This is a genomic window from Corynebacterium riegelii (genome assembly GCF_016728505.1).
GTDB lineage: Bacteria > Actinomycetota > Actinomycetes > Mycobacteriales > Mycobacteriaceae > Corynebacterium > Corynebacterium riegelii.
In genome coordinates, this window is the sequence record NZ_CP068159.1 from 20,377 (window position 1) to 40,817 (window position 20,441).

General features: G+C 61.9%; 19 protein-coding genes. 13 read left to right on the forward strand and 6 right to left on the reverse strand.

Translation table 11 applies throughout. From position 1 onward, the window contains the following. Window positions 1-72 precede the first annotated feature (72 nt). The gene (locus I6I71_RS00110) at window positions 73-258 is read right to left on the reverse strand and encodes a hypothetical protein (RefSeq protein ID WP_201821360.1); all 186 of its coding nucleotides are present in this window, start codon (window positions 256-258) and stop codon (window positions 73-75) included. A 10-nt stretch (window positions 259-268) separates the two neighbouring features. After that, entirely contained in the window at window positions 269-2,245 is a 1,977-nt protein-coding gene (locus tag I6I71_RS00115; RefSeq protein WP_201821362.1) for a M3 family metallopeptidase, read from the reverse strand. A 27-nt stretch (window positions 2,246-2,272) separates the two neighbouring features. Here I6I71_RS00115 and I6I71_RS00120 point away from each other — a divergent pair, with 27 nt between their 5' ends. Then, on the forward strand, window positions 2,273-3,523 hold the full coding sequence (locus I6I71_RS00120) for an alpha/beta fold hydrolase (protein ID WP_236587328.1): 1,251 nt from the start codon (window positions 2,273-2,275) through the stop codon (window positions 3,521-3,523). Here I6I71_RS00120 and I6I71_RS00125 read toward each other — a convergent pair. From I6I71_RS00125 to I6I71_RS00135, 3 genes are all read right to left on the reverse strand, one after another. After that, complete coding sequence (locus I6I71_RS00125; protein WP_070494414.1) at window positions 3,472-4,554, reverse strand: HNH endonuclease signature motif containing protein; 1,083 nt, start codon at window positions 4,552-4,554, stop codon at window positions 3,472-3,474. The two genes, I6I71_RS00120 and I6I71_RS00125, sit on opposite strands and share 52 nt — an antisense overlap. A 109-nt stretch (window positions 4,555-4,663) precedes the next feature. Further along, complete coding sequence (idi, locus tag I6I71_RS00130) at window positions 4,664-5,209, reverse strand: isopentenyl-diphosphate Delta-isomerase (protein ID WP_201821366.1); 546 nt, start codon at window positions 5,207-5,209, stop codon at window positions 4,664-4,666. Next, window positions 5,209-5,739: a hypothetical protein gene (locus I6I71_RS00135; RefSeq protein ID WP_201821368.1), complete on the reverse strand. Its 531-nt coding sequence runs from the start codon at window positions 5,737-5,739 to the stop codon at window positions 5,209-5,211. Before I6I71_RS00135 ends, idi begins: the two co-directional genes overlap by 1 nt. A 72-nt stretch (window positions 5,740-5,811) precedes the next feature. On the opposite strand from I6I71_RS00135, the gene I6I71_RS00140 reads away from it, so the two are divergent. The 12 genes from I6I71_RS00140 (at window position 5,812) to I6I71_RS00195 (ending at window position 20,290) form a co-directional block, all read left to right on the forward strand. Beyond that, window positions 5,812-7,668 (forward strand): ABC transporter ATP-binding protein, encoded by a 1,857-nt coding sequence (locus tag I6I71_RS00140; protein WP_201821370.1) that lies wholly within the window; start codon window positions 5,812-5,814, stop codon window positions 7,666-7,668. 21 nt (window positions 7,669-7,689) lie between these two features. Next, complete coding sequence (locus I6I71_RS00145) at window positions 7,690-8,811, forward strand: MalY/PatB family protein (protein WP_201821372.1); 1,122 nt, start codon at window positions 7,690-7,692, stop codon at window positions 8,809-8,811. 19 nt (window positions 8,812-8,830) lie between these two features. Beyond that, the gene (gene treS, locus I6I71_RS00150; RefSeq protein ID WP_201821374.1) at window positions 8,831-10,552 is read left to right on the forward strand and encodes a maltose alpha-D-glucosyltransferase; all 1,722 of its coding nucleotides are present in this window, start codon (window positions 8,831-8,833) and stop codon (window positions 10,550-10,552) included. Beyond that, a complete protein-coding gene (locus tag I6I71_RS00155; RefSeq protein WP_201821376.1) occupies window positions 10,549-11,637 on the forward strand; it encodes a phosphotransferase in 1,089 nt (362 codons plus the stop codon). Before treS ends, I6I71_RS00155 begins: the two co-directional genes overlap by 4 nt. Before the next feature lie 82 nt (window positions 11,638-11,719). Continuing rightward, window positions 11,720-13,099 (forward strand): branched-chain amino acid transport system II carrier protein, encoded by a 1,380-nt coding sequence (gene brnQ / locus I6I71_RS00160; RefSeq protein WP_201821378.1) that lies wholly within the window; start codon window positions 11,720-11,722, stop codon window positions 13,097-13,099. A gap of 10 nt (window positions 13,100-13,109) precedes the next feature. After that, entirely contained in the window at window positions 13,110-14,093 is a 984-nt protein-coding gene (locus tag I6I71_RS00165; protein ID WP_201821380.1) for an LLM class flavin-dependent oxidoreductase, read from the forward strand. Window positions 14,094-14,137: 44 nt separating this feature from the next. After that, complete coding sequence (locus I6I71_RS00170) at window positions 14,138-14,923, forward strand: GntR family transcriptional regulator (protein WP_201821382.1); 786 nt, start codon at window positions 14,138-14,140, stop codon at window positions 14,921-14,923. Next, window positions 14,923-16,353, forward strand: coding sequence for an ABC transporter substrate-binding protein (locus I6I71_RS00175; protein WP_201821384.1), 1,431 nt, complete (start codon window positions 14,923-14,925; stop codon window positions 16,351-16,353). The genes I6I71_RS00170 and I6I71_RS00175 overlap by 1 nt, the downstream gene beginning before the upstream one ends. Next, the gene (locus I6I71_RS00180) at window positions 16,350-17,255 is read left to right on the forward strand and encodes an ABC transporter permease (protein WP_201821385.1); all 906 of its coding nucleotides are present in this window, start codon (window positions 16,350-16,352) and stop codon (window positions 17,253-17,255) included. The genes I6I71_RS00175 and I6I71_RS00180 overlap by 4 nt, the downstream gene beginning before the upstream one ends. Beyond that, window positions 17,252-18,025, forward strand: coding sequence for an ABC transporter permease (locus I6I71_RS00185; protein WP_201821387.1), 774 nt, complete (start codon window positions 17,252-17,254; stop codon window positions 18,023-18,025). Before I6I71_RS00180 ends, I6I71_RS00185 begins: the two co-directional genes overlap by 4 nt. After that, window positions 18,012-19,349, forward strand: coding sequence for an ATP-binding cassette domain-containing protein (locus I6I71_RS00190; protein ID WP_201821390.1), 1,338 nt, complete (start codon window positions 18,012-18,014; stop codon window positions 19,347-19,349). The genes I6I71_RS00185 and I6I71_RS00190 overlap by 14 nt, the downstream gene beginning before the upstream one ends. Window positions 19,350-19,381: 32 nt before the next feature. Continuing rightward, window positions 19,382-20,290 (forward strand): ribokinase, encoded by a 909-nt coding sequence (locus I6I71_RS00195; protein WP_201821392.1) that lies wholly within the window; start codon window positions 19,382-19,384, stop codon window positions 20,288-20,290. Here I6I71_RS00195 and I6I71_RS00200 read toward each other — a convergent pair. Further along, a complete protein-coding gene (locus I6I71_RS00200) occupies window positions 20,280-20,417 on the reverse strand; it encodes a hypothetical protein (RefSeq protein ID WP_168156353.1) in 138 nt (45 codons plus the stop codon). The genes I6I71_RS00195 and I6I71_RS00200 overlap by 11 nt on opposite strands. Between the last annotated feature and the right edge of the window lie 24 nt (window positions 20,418-20,441).

Below are 20,441 nucleotides of genomic sequence, written 5' to 3' on the forward strand. Positions count from 1 at the left end.
GCCAGCGCTTGCAGCGCCCGCGGTGCGGGGGTGCTGGCATTGCCCCCCCGTGCCCCCTGTGTGCTTGCGGCGCTAGAGCGCGCTGATCGCGGCGGCGACAACGCACATCGCGATCAGAAACCACATCACCTGGGTGACGCGCGACTTGGGGAAGCGCCGCTTCGTGGTCCGCTTCTCCGTGCTTGCCGGGGTTTCAGGCAGCGCGTTTTGCGTATCCTGCGGGTGCTGCGGGTGCTGTGTGTTCAAGGGGTCTGGCATGGCAGTTACGCTACTCCCCTTGGCCGTGGACGTCGGAACCCGCAAGCCCGCGGCGGGTCAGCAGGGGGCGGACGTCTTTGTCGCGGCCTCGGAAAGCACGGTATGCCTCCGTGTAGTCGCGGGCGGCACCGCGCGACAGGATGGTGTCGCGGAACGCCTGGCCGGTTTCGCGGTTGATGCCGCGCTCTTCAACCAGCTGGTAGCCATCAGCATCCAGCGCCTCAGCCCACAGGTAGGAGTAGTAGCCCGCCGAATACCCACCGGCGAAGACGTGGTTAAACCAAGTGGAGCGGTAGCGCGGTTCGAGACCTTCGATGTCCAGGCCGACCTGACGAAGCGCCTGGGCTTCGAACTCGGCGATGTCCACGTCGTCTGCCGGCGGGGTTTCCAGGGAGTGCCACGCCAAGTCAATGGCTGCGGCCGCCAAGTATTCGGCGGTGGCGAAGCCTTGGCCGAACTGTCGGGAAGCACGCACCGCTTCGAGCAGCTCGTCGGGGATGACCTCGCCAGTGTCTACGTGGCGTGCGTAGTTGCGCACGATCTCCGGGGCAAAGGCGTAGTTTTCATTGATCTGGGAGGGGAACTCCACCCAGTCACGCGGCACATTCGTGCCGCTGAGCGTTGGGTAGCGCACGTTGGACAGCAGCCCGTGCAGCGCGTGGCCGAACTCGTGGAAGACGGTGGTGACCTCGTCCACACTGAGCAGATTGTCGGTGATGCTCATGACGTTGACCACCACCGGCTTCGTGTCCAGCAGCGTGGACTGTTCCACAAAGGAGCTCATCCAGGCGCCGCCGCGCTTGGTTTCGCGGGCGAAGTAGTCCGTCAACAGCAGGCCGATGCCGGTGCCGTCGGCGTCTTTCACTTCCCACACATCCACGTCGTCCCGGTAGCCGCGCAAATCCTCGCGCTTGGTCACGGTGATGCCGTAGAGGAGGTTGGCGGCGTGAAACGCGCCGTCTACAAGCACCTGCTCAAGCGGGAAGTACTTGCGCAGCTCGGCGTCATCAACGTCAAGCTCCTCTTCCCTGCGGCGCGCCTGATAGTACGGCCAATCCGCCCCATCCACCTCAAAACCGGCGAGCTCGGAGGCGAGTTTGCGCTCAGCTTCCGCATTCGCCGCAGCCGCCGGAGCCAGGTCCGCAACCAGCGCGCGGGCAGCCTGAGCGGTTTCGGCGGTTTCCTCCGCAATCACGTAATCAGCGTGGCTGGCAAAACCGAGCAGGTTCGCGCGCTCCAGGCGCAGCTGCACGGTCTCGGCGATGATCGCCGGGTTGGTTTCCGCGCCGCGTTGGCGAGAGGCGGTGAACAGATGGCGTCGAGAAGCAGGAAGCTCCAGGTCAGCCTGCAGGGACTGGGTGGTGGGCAGCTCGATGGGCACCACGTAACGGTCGCCGTCGCGGTAGGCCTCGCGCTGCGACTCGCTCAGGCCGGCCAGCTCCTCCGCGCTGAACTCCACGGCAAGGCGCTTCGTGTCAGCGAGCAGGTTGCGCCCGAAACGCTCCGACAACTCCGCCAGGCGCTGGTTGATCTCCTGCAGGCGGGTCTTGCCCTGCGCATCAAGCGTGGCACCGCGGCGCTGGAAGCGGCGCATCAACAGGTCATGCAGGCGCTGCGACTCCTCATCAGCCGGCACCTCAACGGCCTCCAGGCGGCGGTAAAGCTCCTCGTTTTGGTAGATGGAATCCAGGTGGGCGGACAGCTTCGGCACAATGTCGTCTGCAACCGCGTCGAATGCCTCATTGCCGTCGGTGCCTTGCAGGTTGAAGAACCAGGCGGTGACGCGCTCAAGTTCACGGCCGGAACGCTCCAGCGCCTCGACGGTGTTTTCCCACGTCGGGGCGGCTTCGGTGGTGATGGCGGTGATTTCTTCAGCGTGGCGCCGTAACGCCTCAGCGAACGCGGGCTGCACGTCATCGAGCGTGATGGCGGCGAAGTCCGGCAGACCGTAGGGCAGATTCGATGGGGTAAGCAACGGATTTGTCATGCCCACACAATAGCTATGATGGCGCGGGTGAACACCACTGAAGTCACGTGTCCGGCTGGAACGGTCCTCGGCGTCATGGATGATGGCCTGCGCCGTTTCCATTCCATCCCGGTGGTGCAGGCTTCAGGATTGTTTGATAACCCCAGGCCAGCAGAGCTTGGTTTGCTTATCGACGCCACACGCCCCCGCCCCAACGCACCCCACCTCTCGATCACCGCCCCAGCAGCCACGGCGCACGAAGATCTGCCCGTCATGGTGTGGATTCACGGCGGCCGGTTTGAGGAAGGCGACCACACGGAGACGTTTTCCAACCCCGACGGGTTCGCGCGCGAAGGTGTGGTGCACGTGCGCGTGGGCTACCGGCTGAAGTTCCCGGGATTTGTGCAGTTTCCTGATGACACCGCCGCGCACTACCGCGCCGTCGCCGACGTCTCCACAGCCCTGACCTGGATTCAGCACAACATCGAAGCATTTGGGGGTGACCCGACAAACGTGACTGTCATGGGCCACTCCGCGGGTGCCGCGATCGCACTGTGGCTGTGCAGACGCGACCACTACAAAGGCGAATTCCGACGCGTGCTTGCCATGTCACCAGCGTTTCCCCGCCGCGGTTTCCCGCAACGCAAATGGGCCGCGCGTGGCGCTTTGGGCACGCCAATTGCACGCGTGGCGCTCAACCGTCTCTCCCCAACCAAACTCAACCACGCCTACCAGCGCTTCCGCCTGCACTTCCCAACGGACATGGCGCTTGGCCCCTACCCGCTGGAACCTCAAGAGATGGCGAATGTTCCCGTCGTGCTCACCTGCACGGACAAGGAATTCCACCACTCAGGCGCGAAGCTGGACCGCGTGCCTGCGCTGGGCCGTGTCTTTGTGCGTGTCGCCGGACGCACGATGGGCCTGCGCAAGCGTGCCAGCAAAGGCGCAGGTAAAGGCACGGTTACAGGCACGGGCAAGGGCTACACCGCGGGTCAGTTGCTCTCAGACTCCCTGGTGCGACGCCACGTAGACGCGGTCGCCGAGCACGCACCTGGCCCCGTATGGCTTGCGGAGCACGTAGGTTACGCCCACGCCGAAGACCTCAGCGGTATGTTCGCGCCGGACCCATGGTTGTTGACGTTCCTGCACACCGGTGATGTTGGTTGGCCGGAGTATGGGGTGTCGGGGAGGGGTGCGGTGAGGCGTCGTGAAGCAGAAGCCCCAACCGTGGTACACGATCCCCTTGGCTACCTGCGCGACATATTCGAAGACCCAAACAGCAGCGACATCGCCGAATAAGGATGATGGCGGTTCTCCACCGGCACCCCACTCGGTGACACCCAACAGGTACGGCCGTTGATGCTCTCCGTACGGCCACGAATGGGCTGCGAAGGATCATCATCATTGACCTGGTTGTGATAGCGACACAGCACCGCCAAGTTATCCATGTTCGTCTCACCACCACGCGACCACGCGGTGATGTGGTGCAGCTGGCAGTTGTCCGAAACGTGGCGGCAATCAGGCACCGTGCACACCGGGTTGGCCATGCGCGCCAAGTCGCGCTGCTTCGTGTTGGCGTAGCGCTTCGTGCGGTACAGGTTCACGGGCCCCTCCTGCGGGTGGAACGTTGCCACCTCAAGGACCTCGCCGTAGCCCTGCTTGAGCAGTTCGGCGCCGGTGATGGTGGTGCCGTCGGTGAGGCCGAAGGTGGTTTCGTCGGCGTCGCCTTTGAGCAGCTTCAGGTGCTCATCAACGGGGATCAGGACGATTGGCCGACGCACAGCCCGAGACACGCCTGAGGATTTGCCCCGCAAAATGGCCAGGAGTCGTTCCAACATCTGACCCATCGCAGGTTTTTCCAGGTCAAGGTCGTGGGTCAGGGCGTGTTCAACGTCTGCAATCAGCTCCTCATCGTGTGTGAGCGTCATGGTGCGCTTGCGGTCTTTGGATTTACTAAATCGAACGCCATCTTGGCGCGGCTTCTCTAGCTTCGGAATGCGCTGTTTCACCAACGCCATCACCGCCTTGTAGTGGCCGCGCAAGCCAAGCAGCACTAGGCGTAGTTTGTTGCGGGTGCGGAGGCTCTTGATGCGTCGCAGCTCACGCTCGATCATGCACAGTTGGTCTAAGGAAAGGCCCGAGCGGCGCGCCTTATCTAACGCTTGGCGCTGCTTGGCGGCGGAAGTGGCCGCACCGTAATAAACCTCGTGTGCTAATTGCCACTCGCGTACTTTATTGGGCGGAATGCCCGCATCTAATGCTTGTTGCTTATTGAAGTGTTCAAGGACGTCGATGTTTGCTGTTTGCAAAAATTGTTCAAATGGATTCATGCGCAAAACGCTAAGACAAAATCAAGCCTTTGCCAAGGGGTACGCACAGCGCCTGTGGATAACTAAAACAGGTTATCCACAGGCTTCATTGATCCATTTTCAATAAGCCCTATCTGCGCAGGTGGGCGCGTAGCGGCTCATGCAACGCTTCTTCAATAAGCCACGGCGAAAAAACGAACGGCGCAGCCTCAATCGCCGCAGACAACCCCCCGGGGGTAATCCAGGCGCTCTCACATACCTCGTCGGGGTTGGGTTGAATCTGCGCATCCGCGGTCAAGCGTGCCACGAACACGGGGCAGATTTCATTTTCTACCACGCCGGATGCATCCACGGCGCGGTACTGGAAGTTCGGCAGGACCAGCTCAAGCGACGCAAATGCCTCGCGCTGCAGCCCTAACTCAAAAGTGGCGCGGCGGTACACGGCCTCCTCCGGGGTCTCGCCAGGGGCGGGATGGCCGCAAAAGGAGTTCGTCCACACCCCGGGCCACGTCTTCTTCCCCAATGCGCGCCGTGTGAGCAGCAGCTGGCCGTCCTCGTTGAACAGCCAGCAGGAAAAGGCGAGGTGCAGCGGGGTGTCACCGGTGTGGACCTCGGCCTTGTCCGCGGTCCCGATCGGGGATCCGCTGTCACTGAGCAGGATGACTTCTTCGCGCATTAGTTATTCAGATTCCCTTGGAACGTGACATTGCCGATGGTGAACTGCGCGTCCCACAGGTTGCCCGTAGACACGTTGAACGCGTACTTGGCGTTCACCGTCGCACCAGGACCAAGCGGCAGGTCAAGGCCAACAATGTCTACCCCGGCCGCATCCGCGGTCAGCGTCTCAGCGGTGCGCATCTCCCCACCGCCGACGTTGTACTTCAGCGTGGGTTTCAACGCGTCTACAGGCAGCGGCGCATCCGACTCATTGGTCACCACCACCACGACCACGGTGCCGCCGCCCGGAGCGTAGCTAGATCCCTGCCACTTGTACGACAGGTCCATGGCGGGATCCTTGACGCGCTCGCCGTTGATCTCCGTGCTTGGCACGGGCTCAACCTCAGAGCTTGCGAAGGTCTCCGCGGGTCGCCCGATCGTGCTGGTGGGGGTGACGGCCTCCGGGTCAACGTCGTTTTCTCCGGGGGCAGCGCAGGCGGCAAGCGGCAGCAGCAGGCTGAATACCGCAAGTTTTAGGCGGTGGGACATGTAGGCGACGCTCCAAAATCCATCGTTGTGAGTTTGCAGGCAATCCTACAGCCCGGGCTAGTGTGGACCATCATGCAGCCGATCATCCGCGTTCTGCGCAGCACCTCAACGCTTTGGCCGTTCTATCTTGCGGTGGTGGTGGTTTCTTCTGCCGTCGCGGGGTTGAGTTTGCTCAGTCCGTTTTTGCTCCGTGAGGCCACGGACACGATTGTGGACGGCGGCGCGATCCGCACCGTCGTGTGGCTGGCGGTGGGGTTGTTCGCCGCGGAGGCAGGCGCGACGCTGTTGCGAAACGTGTCTGGCTACCTCGGGGATGTGATGGTGGCGCGTATTCGCCAGGTGTTGTCTACGCGCTATTTTGCAAAGCTTCTGGCACTGCCACAGTCGTATTTTAACGGGCAGGTCACGGGCACGATCATCGCGCGGCTGGATCGTTCGATTGCGAACGTCACGCAGTTTATCCAGTCCTTTACTAATAACTTCTTGCCAATGCTGCTTCAGGTGGTGGCCATTTTGGGCATCACTGCCTACTACTACTGGCCGCTGACGGTGCTTCTGGCGTTGCTGTTTCCGTTGTATACGTGGTTGACTGCGCTCACGTCGAAACGCTGGCAGGTGTTTGAGCAGGAAAAGAACGCCAACATCGATGAGGGCAACGGCCGTTTCGCCGAGGTTGTGGGCCAGGTGAAGGTGACCAAGTCCTATGGCGCTGAGGTGCGTGAGCTGGAGAGCTTCGGCCGCCACTACACCAATACGGTGGAGATTACGCGTCCGCAGTCGCGCTGGTGGCATTCGATGGACACGGCGCGCGGCGTGGCCATGAACCTGATCTTCCTGGGCATTTATCTGATTGTGTTCACGCGGACGCTGAACGGCTTTTTCACTATCGGTGAGATGGTGATGCTGATTCAGATGGTGACTATGGCGCGTCAGCCGGTGACCATGATGAGTTGGATTGTGGATTCGGCGCAGCGAGCGATTGCGGGTTCGCGCGATTACTTCAAGGTGATGGATGAGTCGGTGGAGCCGACCGCGAACCGCCAGCTGGTTGCGGCCACTAAGGCTTCCGACATGCCGGAGGTGGCACTCGCCCAGCAGACTCCACTGCCGGTGCGTGAGCCGGTGGTTGCGTTTGATCAGGTTACTTTCGCTTACACGCCTGGGGAGCCTGTGCTTCACGACGTCACGTTTTCCGCCCACAAAGACGAAAAAATCGCCCTGGTTGGCGAGTCTGGTGGGGGCAAGTCCACGATTGTCAACCTGCTTTTGGGCTTGTACCCGGTAACTCAGGGTCGCCTTGAGGTATGCGGCGAAGAGCTGGGCGAGTTGGACGTGGAGAAGCTGCGCGCCACAACTGGTGTGGTGTTTCAGGAGGCTGCGCTGTTTTCGGGCTCTGTGTTTGAGAACATTGCGTACGGCAAGCCGGAGGCCACGCTGGAAGAGGTTGTGGCAGTGGCAAAGCGTGCCAACGCGCACGACTTCATCATGAAGTTCACCGACGGCTACGACACGGTGATTGGTGAGCGCGGTTTGCGCCTCTCGGGCGGGCAGCGCCAGCGTGTGGCGGTAGCGCGCGCCATGTTGAAGGATGCGCCGATTCTGATCCTGGACGAGGCGACCTCCGCCTTAGACACCAAGGCGGAGCGCGCCGTGCAGGCCGGGTTGGATGAGTTGATGGAAGGCCGCACCACCATCATGATTGCGCACCGCTTGTCCACCATTGCGGGTGTGGACACGATTATCACGCTTCGTAACGGCCGCATCGACGAAATCGGCTCGCCCGCTGAGTTGGCGGTCTCCGGAGGTATTTATTCGGAGCTGTTGAAGCTGACTGCGTCCTCGTCTGCGGAGGATCGTAGGAGGTTGAGGGCGTTTGGGTTTGCGTCGGAAAGCATGAGCCCCGATGAGGATGAGGACGAAGACGTCTAGGGCTGCGCTAGCGTAGGGCGCATGCAGTTTCTGGACCTGGATACTTTAAGGGCGCGCGGCACCCGCAAATGGACCGTCTACGGCGATGACGTTATCCCCATGTTCATCGCGGAAAGCGACTTCCCCACCGCACCTGCGGTCAAAGACGCGATTGTTCAAGCCTGTGAGCGCGAGATGTTTGGGTACACACCGGCGCCGGGCGCGCATCGTTTGGGGGAAGCGGTGTCGGATTTCTACGCGTCGCGCTACGGCTGGCGCCCGGAGCCTGCGCGCGTATTCCCGGTGGCGGACGTAGTGCGCGGCGTGCTGCTAGCCATCCAGCACTTCACGCAAGGCCCGGTGATTGTGCCGGTGCCAGCGTATTTCCCGTTCCTGGACATTGCGGATGCCGCCGGGCGCGAACGTATCAACGTTGCAAGCACCCCGGGCCTGGATCTGGCAGAGATCGAGGAGGCGTTTAAAAAGGGCGCGGGCAGCATCATTGTGACCAACCCGTACAACCCGGGCGGCTGGATTTTCAGCGAGGCTGAGCTGGATGCCATTTGTGATGTGGCACGCCGCTACGGCGGGCGCGTGATTGTAGACGAGATCCACGCCCCGCTTGTGCTGGACGGTCAGCACGTGTGCGCAGCGGCGAACAACCCGGATGTGTGCATTACGGTCACAGCGACCTCGAAGGCGTGGAACGTCGCGGGACTGAAGTGCGCGCAGATGATGTTCTCCAACGATGAAGACGTGGCCATTTGGCAGCGCATCAACCCAGTGCTGAAGGACGGTGTGGGCACGCTTGGAATCACCGCTGCGGAGGCGTGCTACGACCACGGCCGTGAGTTCCTCGATGAGGAGGTGGCGCAGCTGAAGGCCAACCGCGATTGGCTTGTCACCCACCTACCGGAGGCGGTGCCGGGCATTAAATTCGAGGTTCCGGCCGCGACGTATCTGATGTTCCTGGATTTCAGCAACACGGAACTCAACGATCCGCGCCCAGCCGCCTGGCTGCTGGAGCACGCAAAGGTCGCGATGAATGAGGGCGCCCACTTCGGCCCGGGCGGTGAGCACAAGGCGCGGATGAACTTTGCTACCAGCCCGGAGATTTTGCGGCAGGCCGTCGAGCGCATCGCCCAGGCCATCCGGCTACGCTAACTGGCTATGCTAACTGGCTATGGAGCAAACCCCTCAGGCAACTGATTTTCTTACGCCTACCCCAGCTGAGCAGCCGTGGCAGCGTCCGGACCCGGAGTGGTACAAGGATTCCGTGTTTTATGAGGTGCTGGTACGCGCCTTCTACGACCCGGATGGTACGGGGTCCGGCACGCTGAAGGGCCTGGAGGAGAAGCTGGATTACCTGCAGTGGCTGGGTGTGGATTGTCTGTGGATCCCGCCGTTTTATGATTCGCCTCTTCGAGACGGCGGCTATGACATCCGTGATTTCCGCAAGGTGCTGCCGGAGTTTGGCACGGTTGAGGACTTTGTTTCGCTTATCGACGCTGCACATAAACGCGGCATCCGCATCATCACGGACTTCCCCATCAACCACACCTCCGATTCGCACGCCTGGTTCCAGGCGTCGCGTCAGGACCCGGATGGGGAGTACGGCGATTACTACGTGTGGACCGATGACCCGGAGCAGTACGCGGGCACGCGCATCATCTTCATTGACACGGAAGAGTCCAACTGGACGTGGGACCCGGTGCGCAAGCAGTACTTCTGGCACCGTTTCTTCTCGCACCAGCCGGATCTGAACTACGACAATCCGCGTGTACAGGAGGAAATCCTGGACGTGATCCGGTTCTGGCTGGACCTAGGCATGGACGGTATCCGCTTGGATGCCATTCCGTACCTGTTTGAGTGCGAGGGCACCTCCAGCGAGAACCTGCCGGAGACCCACCAGTTCATCAAACGTGTGCGCAGGATGTTTGATGAGGAGTACCCGGGCCGCTTCTTGCTGGCTGAGGCAAATCAGCTGCCGCATGAGGTGGTGGAGTACTTCGGTGAGGGCACAGACGGCAAGGGCGATGAGTGCCAGATGGCGTTCCACTTCCCTGTCATGCCGCGCATCTTTATGGGGCTGCACATGGAAAACGCGCAGCCAATCATTGACATTTTGCGCCAGACCCCAGCGATCCCGGAGTCTGCGCAGTGGGGCATTTTCCTGCGCAACCACGATGAGCTCACGCTTGAGATGGTCACGGAGGAAGAGCGCGAGTACATGTACAAGCATTACGCGTTTGATCCGCGGATGCGCGCGAATGTGGGTATTCGTCGCCGCTTAGCGCCGCTTTTGGGTGGGCATCGTGATCGTTTGCAGTTAGCGCACGCGTTGCTGCTGTCGCTGCCGGGTTCGCCGTTTATGTACTACGGCGATGAGATTGGCATGGGCGACAACATCTGGCTCTATGACCGTGATGGTGTGCGTACCCCGATGCAGTGGTCGAATGACCGCAACGGTGGTTTTTCCTCCGCGGACCCGGAGCGTCTCTATCTTCCGCCGGTGCGCAATGACCAGTACGGCTACCACATTGTGAACGTGGAGAGCCAGATGAAGCAGGAGAATTCACTGCTGCATTGGGTGCGCACGTTGGTGCATGTGCGCAAGCAGTACAAAGCGTTCGGCCGCGGCTCCTACATTGAGGTTGAGCACGGTAATGAGCAGGTGCTGGCGTTTATCCGCGAGTACACGGATGAGACGGGCCGCACGGAGCGTATTTTGTGCGTGCACAATATGTCCTCGCGCCCACAGCCTGTGGAGATGGAGCTGGCGCAATACAACGGCATTGTGCCGCGTGAGCTCTCTGGCAGCGTGGAGTTCCCGGCGATTGGTGAGCTGCCGTGGCTTGTCACACTCGCGCCGCACGGTTTCTTCTGGTTCGATATTTCAGCATGATCGATATCACCAAGGAGCGGTTTTTTGGGTCGAAGGCGGGGAGGGTGGTTGGCGGGGGCGTCGATAAGCAAAAAGCCCTCGGCCCCTATACCTGGGAGATTGTGACCCTGGATCTGGGCACGCACCGCGAGAGCTATCAGATTCTTCACGACGGCACACGTGACATCCTTGCCACCTCCCCCGGCGCGCAGACGTATGTGGAGCATATGGCGCAGCTTGGGCAGGTGCACGGGCAGCTGCGCGGGGGTGATGTGCGTCCGATGGGTGCGGAGCAGTCCAACACCAATCTGATTGTTGGCGACACGATTGTGAAGGTCTTTCGCAAGCTTGAAGACGGCCTGAATCCGGACGTAGAGCTCTTAAGCCGCATTGAGAACAAGCATGTGGCAAAGGTGACGGGGTATGTCACGTTGGATGGTCGCACGCTTGCGATGCAGCAGGAGCTGGTTGGCGGCACGGATGGTTTTGTGCTGGCTACGGCAGGCGATTTGGGGGTGGCGGATGCGCGTGCGTTGGGTGAGGCGATTGCCAGCGTGCATGGGTCCTTGGCGTCGGAGTTTGGTGTGGAACAGCGCGCGGGCTCAGCGATTCGCGCCCAGCTGGATGCCAACTTGGATGCGTATGTGGAGCGTGCTTCGGTGCTGCGTGAGTTCGCCCCGGGCCTGCGTGCGCTCTACGCCGCGCTTGATACCCAGGACGTCGACGTGCAGCGCGTGCATGGGGATCTGCATTTGGGCCAGACGCTTTTCGACGCCCCGTTGTGGCACCTCATCGACTTCGAAGGAGAGCCAGCGCGCCCGTTGGCGGAGCGTCGCCGCAAAGACGTGGCGTTGCGCGATGTTGCCGGCATGGTGCGCTCGTTTGGCTACGCGCGTGCCGTGGGTGAGCTTTCGAACTCGTGGGAGCACGAGATGCGCGAGGCGTTGCTGGCTGGCTATGGGGAGTTGGACGGAACGTTGGATGAGGCGCTGCTGGCTGCATATGTGGCGGATAAGGCCGCCTATGAGGTGGTCTATGAGGCCAATAATCGCCCGGATTGGGTGGACATTCCGCTGACTGCAATCAAGCAATTGCTGTCCATCTAGTGGAATCCGTTTCCCAAATTGGACCTTGGAGTGTACTGTCAACTGCATCCTATGCATCACAGCTAACTCCTAGGAGGCAATTATGGGCTCAACCGCAGTCAAGCGGGGCGGGTCTGGAAAGACCATCGCGATCACCTCGCTCGCGCTCTTTTCCATGTTCTTTGGCGCGGGCAACCTGATCTTCCCGCCGATGCTTGCCGTTCAGGCGGGCGACAACTTCTGGCCCGCAATTCTGGGCTTCCTCGGCACCGGTGCCCTCCTGCCGGTGCTCGCTGTGATTGCTATTGCGCTCTCGGGTGCTTCCGTACGCGACCTGTCCCAGCGCGCTGGCACCGTCTTCGGCGTCCTGTTCCCCATTCTGGCGTACCTGTCCATCGGTGCGTTCTACGCGTTGCCGCGTACCGGCGCGGTATCCATGGAAACCGCCATCACCCCACTGTTTGGCATTGAGGGCACAGCCGCGTCCGCAGTGTTCAACCTGCTGTTCTTCGGCGCCGCCCTGGCCCTGGCATGGAACCCCTCCACCATCATGGACAAGCTGGGCAAATTCTTGGTCCCGTCTCTGGTGATCCTGCTGATCGTTATGATCGTCGGTTCACTGTTCCGCTGGGACGCTGAGCCGAGCACCCCCGGCGAGCAGTACGCAGACGGCGCGTTTACCGCGGGCCTGCTCGAGGGCTACCTGACCATGGACTCCATTGCCGCCTTGGCGTTTTCCATCGTGATCATCTCCACCCTGCGCATGAAGGGTTTTTCTGAAGGTGGCGAGATTGTCCGCGGCACCATCATCGCTGGCCTTGGCGCTGGCCTCATGTTAGCGCTGGTCTACCTGGGCTTGGGCGGCATCGGCCGTGTTATCCCGACCGGCGGCGAGTACGACAACGGCGCGGGCCTTTTGGCAGATGCCGCGAACCTGACCATGGGCACCGCGGGCCAGATCATCTTCTCTTTGGTCGTGCTCCTTGCCTGCCTGACCACTGCGGTTGGTCTGATCACCGCTACTGGTGAGTACTTCTCCGAGCAGTTCCCCGGCAGCTACAAGGCGTGGGCGATCTTCTTCACCATCTGGTCCATCGTGTTTGCTACCCAGGGCCTGAACTTCATCATGGGCGTTGCCGCCCCGGTGATCGGCTTCCTGTACCCGCCGGCGATTGCACTGATCTTTGTCACCCTGGTTGAGCCTGCGTTCCGCAGCCGCACCCGCTTCACATGGGCAATGTTTTTGCCGATCTGGGTTGCTGTGATCTGGTCCGCTATCGAGACCTTCATCGCCCAGGGGTGGGCTGCCGACGCCCTGCAACCTCTGGTGGACTGGGCGCCGCTGGCCGCAGAAGGCTTGGGCTGGGTCCTGCCAGTTGTAGTGGCGTTTGTCATCGGCCTGATCATTGACTTTGCTAAGCCAAAGCCGCCGATGGTGGTTGGCACCAACGAGGCTGTCGACGGTGAGGTGGTTACCACGTAGCCTCGGGGCTATGAGTACCCCCCTTTCCTTAATTGATTTTTGCACCCGATACCCCGGCGAGTCCGTGGGCAAGGCGATAGAGCGATCTGTCGCCTTCGCCCAGGAAGCGGAAACGCTGGGGTTTTCGCGTATCTGGTACTCCGAGCACCACAACATGACGCGGATCATCTCTTCTGCGCCAGCTGTGCTGATCGCGCACGTAGGTGCCAAGACGGAGAAGATCCGCCTCGGCGCCGGCGGCGTAATGCTGCCCAACCACTCGCCGTATGTGATCGCGGAGCAGTTCGGCATGCTTGCAGAGATGTATCCAGAGCGCATTGACCTTGGTCTGGGCCGCGCCCCGGGTACAGACCAGCAGACGTTGGGCCAGGCGCTGCGTCGTGACCCGCGGGCGGCCGAGAACTTCCCGCAGGATCTGCTGGAGCTGCAGGCGTGGATGTCCAACCAGTCGCCCATGCCTGGGGTTGTGGCCATGCCGGGCGCAAGCACGAACGTGCCCATCTACATCCTTGGCTCTTCCATGTTCGGTGCCTCATTGGCGGCGAAGCTGGGCTTGCCGTATTCCTTTGCTTCCCACTTCGCCCCGCAGCACTTAGAGCAAGCGACTACCTACTACCGGGAAAACTACGAGCCCTCAGAGCGCTACCCGGAGCCCTACTGCATCGCTGCGGTCAACGTGATCGCCTCCGACAGCATGGAAGATGCGGACAGGCAAGAAAAACTTGTTCATAAAGAACGCGTTCGCGCCTTTGTAGGCCGCCGCGGTACCCCCCTTTCGGATGATCAGCTGGAACAAATTATTCATTCCTATCAGGGGCGCCAAATTACGGATATGTTGCGCTACACCGCAAAAGGTACAGGCACCGAGGTGCGAGAATACCTGCAATGGTTTAGGGAGCACGCGAAGGCAGATGAACTGATGATTTCCGTACAAGCGCCTACGTTTGAAGAAACTGTCCACACTATGGGCATTGTTGCAACATCAATGCAATAGTATTCTTCACACACAAAATGGTTTGACCTGGAAAGAGGTAAGGCGTGACTGAATCCGTCCCCAATACCCCCCTACGGCGGCCGCAGCAGCACCAAGAAATCGCTAGCTACCTGCGCGACGAGATTTTCGCAGGCCGTATCCCGGTTGGTAAGTCGCTGCCGTCTGAGGCTGAGCTGTGTGAGCAGTTTGCTACCTCGCGTGGGCCAGTGCGTCAGGCTGTGGCCACGCTGCGTAGTGAGGGGTTGATTTCCTCGGGTCGGGGACGCCGTTCAATCGTCTTATCCAACACGCGCACGGAATCGTTTGAGGAAGTGCTGTGTACCGCTAGCCGCGTGACGCAAATGGGCAAGATCCCGGGCCAGGTTTTGCAGGAGTTTGGCCTCCACCAGGCAAACGACCATATTGCAGAAGCGCTGTGGCTCAATGACACCAAGACGGTGGTAACGCTGCGCCGCATTCGCACCGCCAACGATCACCCGGTGGTGGTGGAGGAGATTTACTTCTCACCCTCTATTTCCTCGACAGTGTTGAGCGTGGATCCGAACGCGGAATCGTTCCACCGCGAGCTGATGCGCAATGGTGTGAACTACAACAATATTTCGCGCAAGGCTCGTGTCGCTCCTGCTACCGAGGAGCACGCTGAGGCGTTGCAGTTGCCGGTAGGCGCGCCATTGCTTGAGATTGAGTTGCGTGCGTTTACGCACACGGGTGCTCCGGTGGAGTATTCGGTGCAGCGTTACAGCACGGAGCAGTTGACCTTCGGGTTGAATATTGTGCGCGGTCATTCCTCACCGTTGTGGATTGAGCTAGAACCAGAGCAGATCGGCTGATGCGGGGCGCTCGGATCGCCGGTGCGTTGACTGCGGTTGGGGTGTTGCTTGCTGGATGTGGGGCGTCCACGCAGCCAAGCAACATGCTGACTGTTGCAGCTTCCGCACCGCCGGCAAGTTTGGATTTCACTACGGTTGGCGGTGCTGCGGCGCCGCAGGCGTTGGTTGGCAATGTGTATGAGACGCTCGTGCGTATCGACGCAACGGGCACCCCACAGCCCAACCTAGCCACATCCTGGGACGTCAGTGATGACGGCACGGTGTACACGTTCCATCTGAAAGAGGGCGTGACCTTTTCTGACGGATCACCGTTTACTGCGCATGATGCGGTGTTTTCCATCAATTATGTGAAAAACGAGTGGACCAACGGGCTGAAGGCCCAGATGGATCCCGTTGCAGAGGCACTCGCCCTTGATAGCGCTACGCTGCAGGTCACCCTCTCAGCGCCCAGCGAACCCTGGCTTTGGTCCATGGCCACGCTGACGGGAGCGATGATGTGTGAGGACTCGATTCCTCGCCTTGCAACCGACCCGTTGGGCACCGGCCCGTATACAGTGGCGCGGTTTGATGAGGGAACGGCGATCACGTTTAAGGCGCGCGATGAACAACGCAGGGATGCGCAAATCCGCTACTTCGCTGATGCGGCAAGCTCCGTTAACGCGCTGCGCGCCGGTGATGTGGATGTGGTTTGGGCGATGCAGGCGCCACAACTCTTGGATGCACTGCCGGAAGAAATCGGCGTGCAGGTGGGCACCACCAACGGCGAGGTGCTGCTCAGTATGAACAACAACGCCGCTCCTTTTGATGATCCGGATGTTCGCCGCGCTGTGGCCTACGCCATAGACCGTGATGCGCTCAACCAGGTGGTGTACAACGGCCTGGCCACTGACACCGGTGGCGCCCCTGTCCCACCAACAGATCCGTGGTTTAGCAACCGCAACTACTACCCCTTCGACCCGGACAAGGCCCGTGAGCTGCTTGCCGGCCGCACACCCGAGATCACGATCACGGTGCCATCGCTGCCCTATGCGCAGACGGCGGCGGAACTGATTTTCTCGCAGCTGCGTGACGTTGGTTTTGTAGTCAACCTCGAAACCGTCGAGTTCCCGGCGGTGTGGTTGTCCAAGGTGTTGAAGGGGGCGGATTATCAGGCGTCGATTATCGCGCACGTTGAGCCGCGCGACATCCCGAACCTGTTTGGCAACCCGGACTACTACCTGGGCTACGACAACGAACACGCCCGCGAGCTGATCACCGCGGGTGATGTGGAAAGCATGCGCCTGGCCGTGGACCAGATCATGGATGACGCCGGGGCCTTGACCTTGGTCAACGCCCCCAACATTGTGCTCACCCGCCCGGGCATTAGCGGGGTAGATCCGAACGTGGTGACAGATTCCCTGCCCCTGGCAGACATCGAGGTGGAGGAATGAGAAACGGCCTTACCCGAGGCGTTGCCCGCTTTCTCGCGCTCATGGTCGCGGCAAGCGTGATTATTTTCGTACTTCTGCGCGCAGTGCCGGGCGACCCGGCGCGTATCGCCCTTGGCGTTACTGCCACCGAGGAAGCAGTTGCGGAGCTAGCCACGCGCCTGGGCACGGACCGCCCCTTGGTTGTCCAGTACTTCGACTGGGTCACAAACATGCTCACGGGCAACTTCGGCATCTCGATGTCCTCGGGGCGCGAGATTACTAGCACCATCTGGGAGCGCGCCGGGGTATCCCTGACACTGACCATCCTTGCCATGCTGCTGGCGATCATCACCGCAGTTCCCCTGGGTATACACCTGGCGCGTACACCAAACGCGGTGCTCTCCGGGCTCACCCAGGTGGGCATTGCGGTGCCCTCGTTCCTCGTCGGCATCCTGGCGGTCAGCGCGTTTTCCGTGCGGCTCGGTTGGCTGCCCGCCGGCGGCTGGGGCACCCCCGCCCACGCCGTGTTGCCAGTGTTTTCGCTGGCCTTAGTGCAGTCGGCGATTCTGACCCGCTACGTGCGCTCGGCTGTGGCAGAAGAGATGGGCAAGGATTATGTGCGTACGGGAAGGAGCCAGGGGGCGTCGATAAGCGAAGTGCTCTATCGCTCCGTTTTGCGCAACGCCGCACTACCCGTGCTGACCGTGACGGGCTTGCAACTGTCCACCATGATCGTCGGCGCCGTGGTGGTTGAGCGCGTGTTTGCGGTGCCTGGGTTAGGTTCGCTGCTGCTGGATTCCGTGGGCAACCGCGACCTGACCACCGTGCAAACCGTGATGATGCTGCTGGTGGCGTTCACGCTGGTGGTCAACCTGATCGTTGACTTTCTGTACGCCGCCATTGACCCAAGGAGCCGTCGATGAAACGCACCGCAGGGTTTGTCATTGTCGGCCTGATGATTCTGCTTGGGCTGTTGTCTTTGGTGTGGACGCCCTACGACCCGCTGCAAGCCGACCCGTTGGTACGCCTGCAGGGATCCAGCCTGCAGCACCTCATGGGCACCGACGAGCTGGGCCGCGACGTGCTATCCCGCGTGATGAGCGGGGCGCGCCTGACCATGGCCGTCGTGCTGGGCGCGGTGAGTATCTCCGCGCTCGTGGGCATCCCGCTGGGCATCTGGGCGGGCATACGTGGGCGCGCCGGGCGCGTGGTCATGGGCGCAAGCGATCTGCTGCTCGCCTTCCCCGCGCTGCTTCTGGCGATTGTGTTTACCGCCGTGTTCGGCGCGTCGATCTGGATTGTGGTGCTGGCCATCGGCATCGCGGGGATCCCTGGCTTTGTGCGCGTGGCGCGTGTGGGCACGCTGCAGGTGCTCAGCCAGGACTACATCCTGGCCGCCCGCATGGCGCGTGTGCCTGGGCCGGTGATTGCGTGGCGGCACGTCTTGCCAAACATCGCCCACCTGGTGATCACCCAGGCGACGGTGGCCGCGGCGCTTGCCATCCTGGCGGAGGCCGGCTTGTCCTTCCTGGGCCTGGGTGCGCCAGCCCCGTTCGCTTCGTGGGGTCGGATGCTGCAAGCCTCGCAGCCGTACCTTGCTACCGCGTGGCATTTGGCACTGTGGCCCGGTTTGGCAATTGTGTTGACGGTATTGGGATTGAATGTGATTGGGGGTTCGCGTGATCGTCGTTAAGGATCTGCGCATTGCAGGCATCCTGCATGGAATTTCGTTTGAGCTGGCGCGTGGCGAGCGCCTCGGCATCATCGGGGAATCCGGCTCCGGTAAGTCACTGACTGCACTGGCCATCATGGGGCTAGTTGATCTGCCGGTTGAAGGCTCCATCACTATCGACGCCACGCAGATGGTGGGCACCCCCGACCGCGTGCGCCGGCGCGTTCGCGGTGCGACGGTGGGCATGGTCTTCCAGGAGCCGATGACGGCACTTGACCCGCTGACCAAGGTGGGCAAACTGGTGCCGCGCGAGCTGCTGGTGGACGTTGGCGTGGATCGCCCGGAGGCCTACCCACACCAGCTGTCCGGCGGGCAACGCCAACGCGTGCTGATTGCGCTGGCGCTCAAACAGAACCCGGACTTTCTGATTTGCGACGAACCCACCACCGCCCTCGACGCCACCACCCAAGCCCAAATCCTGGACCTGATCGACCGGCTAGTACGCGAGCGCGACATGGGCCTGATCTTCATCTCCCACGACTTGGCGGTGGTGCGCCGGATGACCACGCGCCAGCTGGTGTTTCGCGGCGGCGAGATCGTCGCGGGTGACTCTGAGTATGCGCAGGCGCTGGCGGCTGCGGCGAAACCCGGCGCGCCCGCCTCACCCACTGTGCTGGGTGAGCCGGTGGTTGAGCTGCGTGACGTATCGCTGCGCCGCGGCAAGACGCAGGCGCTCGACGGTGTGACGCTGACGGTTCACCACGGCGAACGCCTTGGCATCGTCGGCGGCTCCGGCTCCGGCAAAACCACGCTGATCCACACGATTGCGGGGCTGTTGAAGCCCGATTCGGGGACCGTGACCACCAGCGGGCGGATGCAGATGGTGTTCCAGGACCCGTACGCCTCGCTGGATCCGCGCATGAAGGTGCGCGATTCCATCCGCGAGGCCGGCGTGGACCACGCGCGCGCCGAGGAGGTACTGGGCGCCGTTGACCTGGCCGGCACCGGCGATCGCCTGCCGCGCGAGTTCTCCGGCGGTCAGCGCCAGCGCATCTCCATTGCGCGAGCCGCCGCCCCGCACCCCGACGTGTTGCTTGCCGATGAGCCGGTTTCCGCGCTGGATGTGTCGCTGCGTGCGCAGGTGCTTTCGCTCATTAGCGACACCGTGAACACCAACACCCTCATTTTCATCACCCACGACCTTGCCGTGGTGCGTGAAATCTGCCCACGGCTTGCTGTGATGCAGGCGGGCAGGATTGTGGAGCACGGTAATACCGAGGAGATCTGGGCGAACCCGCAACATGAATACACGCGTGAGCTGATCCGTTCCGTTATCTCCGGGTAAAACGCGGGCAATCACGCGTATTCTCGGTGGCTATGAACCACCCGCAGATCACCGTTGTTGGCTCTATTAACGCGGACTTGACGGTTAACGTCGCGCGTCACCCGAACCCGGGCGAAACCTTGCTCGGCTCAGGCGGTGGTGTGACCGCCGGCGGCAAGGGCGCGAACCAGGCTGTGGCGGCGGCGCGCCTCGGTGCACGCGTGGCGCTCGTCGGCGCGGTTGGCGCGGACGCGAACGCCCATCCTGCAACCGCGCTGCTTCGCGAGGCCAACGTGGACCTCACCCACGTCGAAACCATCAGCACCGAGGTCACCGGCCTAGCCGTGATCACGGTGTCGGAAGACGGGGAGAACACGATCATCGTGGTGCCGGGGGCGAATGTGGGGGTGGATGCGCGGGGCGTCGAGAAGCATAAGGCCCCCGTGGAAGCTGCTGAGCTGGTGCTTCTGCAAGGCGAGATCCCTGCGGACGGGTTTGCGCGTGCCGTGGAGCTGGCGCGCGGGCGTGTGGCGGTGAACCTGGCGCCGGTGGTGGACGTGCCGCGCGAGGCCCTGCTGAAGGCAGACCCGCTGATGGCCAACGAACACGAAGCCGGTCTGATCCTGGAGCAACTGGGCTTGCGTGGTGAGGGCGAGCCTAAGGAGCTTGCGAAACGCCTGGTGGAGGCCGGTTTCGCCTCCGTGGTACTGACGTTGGGTGCGCAAGGCGCGCTGGTTGCCGACGCCCAGGGCGTGCGCCCCGTACCCACCCCAATCGTCACAGCGGTAGACACCGTCGGCGCAGGCGACGCCTTCGCAGGCGCGCTGTGCTACCGGCTTGTCCAGGGCGACACGTTGGACGAGGCTGCCGCATTCGCCGCACGCGTCGGCGCATTCGCCGTGACCAAACCCGGCGCGCAACCGTCCTACCCCACGCAGGCGGACGAGCTGCCTACCTGTTGACGTAGAGCATCAGCGACGCATCCAGCACGTGCTCTTCCACCCGCTCAAACTGGGCAGCAAGGGCGTCGAATTCCTGGCGCTCAATGGCGCTTAACCGCACTTGCTCGCGGGGAACCGGTGTCTGCATGCGCTCATTGTATCGCGATACCAT

Excerpts from the sequence above, each read along its gene's own strand:
- I6I71_RS00110 (WP_201821360.1), bottom strand. The coding sequence starts at position 258 with ATGCCAGACCCCTTGAACACACAGCACCCGCAGCACCCGCAGGATACG.
- I6I71_RS00115 (WP_201821362.1), bottom strand. The coding sequence starts at position 2,245 with ATGACAAATCCGTTGCTTACCCCATCGAATCTGCCCTACGGTCTGCCG.
- I6I71_RS00125 (WP_070494414.1), bottom strand. The coding sequence starts at position 4,554 with ATGAATCCATTTGAACAATTTTTGCAAACAGCAAACATCGACGTCCTT.
- idi (WP_201821366.1), bottom strand. The coding sequence starts at position 5,209 with ATGCGCGAAGAAGTCATCCTGCTCAGTGACAGCGGATCCCCGATCGGG.
- I6I71_RS00135 (WP_201821368.1), bottom strand. The coding sequence starts at position 5,739 with ATGTCCCACCGCCTAAAACTTGCGGTATTCAGCCTGCTGCTGCCGCTT.
- I6I71_RS00140 (WP_201821370.1), top strand. The coding sequence starts at position 5,812 with ATGCAGCCGATCATCCGCGTTCTGCGCAGCACCTCAACGCTTTGGCCG.
- I6I71_RS00145 (WP_201821372.1), top strand. The coding sequence starts at position 7,690 with ATGCAGTTTCTGGACCTGGATACTTTAAGGGCGCGCGGCACCCGCAAA.
- treS (WP_201821374.1), top strand. The coding sequence starts at position 8,831 with ATGGAGCAAACCCCTCAGGCAACTGATTTTCTTACGCCTACCCCAGCT.
- I6I71_RS00155 (WP_201821376.1), top strand. The coding sequence starts at position 10,549 with ATGATCGATATCACCAAGGAGCGGTTTTTTGGGTCGAAGGCGGGGAGG.
- brnQ (WP_201821378.1), top strand. The coding sequence starts at position 11,720 with ATGGGCTCAACCGCAGTCAAGCGGGGCGGGTCTGGAAAGACCATCGCG.
- I6I71_RS00165 (WP_201821380.1), top strand. The coding sequence starts at position 13,110 with ATGAGTACCCCCCTTTCCTTAATTGATTTTTGCACCCGATACCCCGGC.
- I6I71_RS00175 (WP_201821384.1), top strand. The coding sequence starts at position 14,923 with ATGCGGGGCGCTCGGATCGCCGGTGCGTTGACTGCGGTTGGGGTGTTG.
- I6I71_RS00180 (WP_201821385.1), top strand. The coding sequence starts at position 16,350 with ATGAGAAACGGCCTTACCCGAGGCGTTGCCCGCTTTCTCGCGCTCATG.
- I6I71_RS00185 (WP_201821387.1), top strand. The coding sequence starts at position 17,252 with ATGAAACGCACCGCAGGGTTTGTCATTGTCGGCCTGATGATTCTGCTT.
- I6I71_RS00195 (WP_201821392.1), top strand. The coding sequence starts at position 19,382 with ATGAACCACCCGCAGATCACCGTTGTTGGCTCTATTAACGCGGACTTG.
- I6I71_RS00200 (WP_168156353.1), bottom strand. The coding sequence starts at position 20,417 with ATGCAGACACCGGTTCCCCGCGAGCAAGTGCGGTTAAGCGCCATTGAG.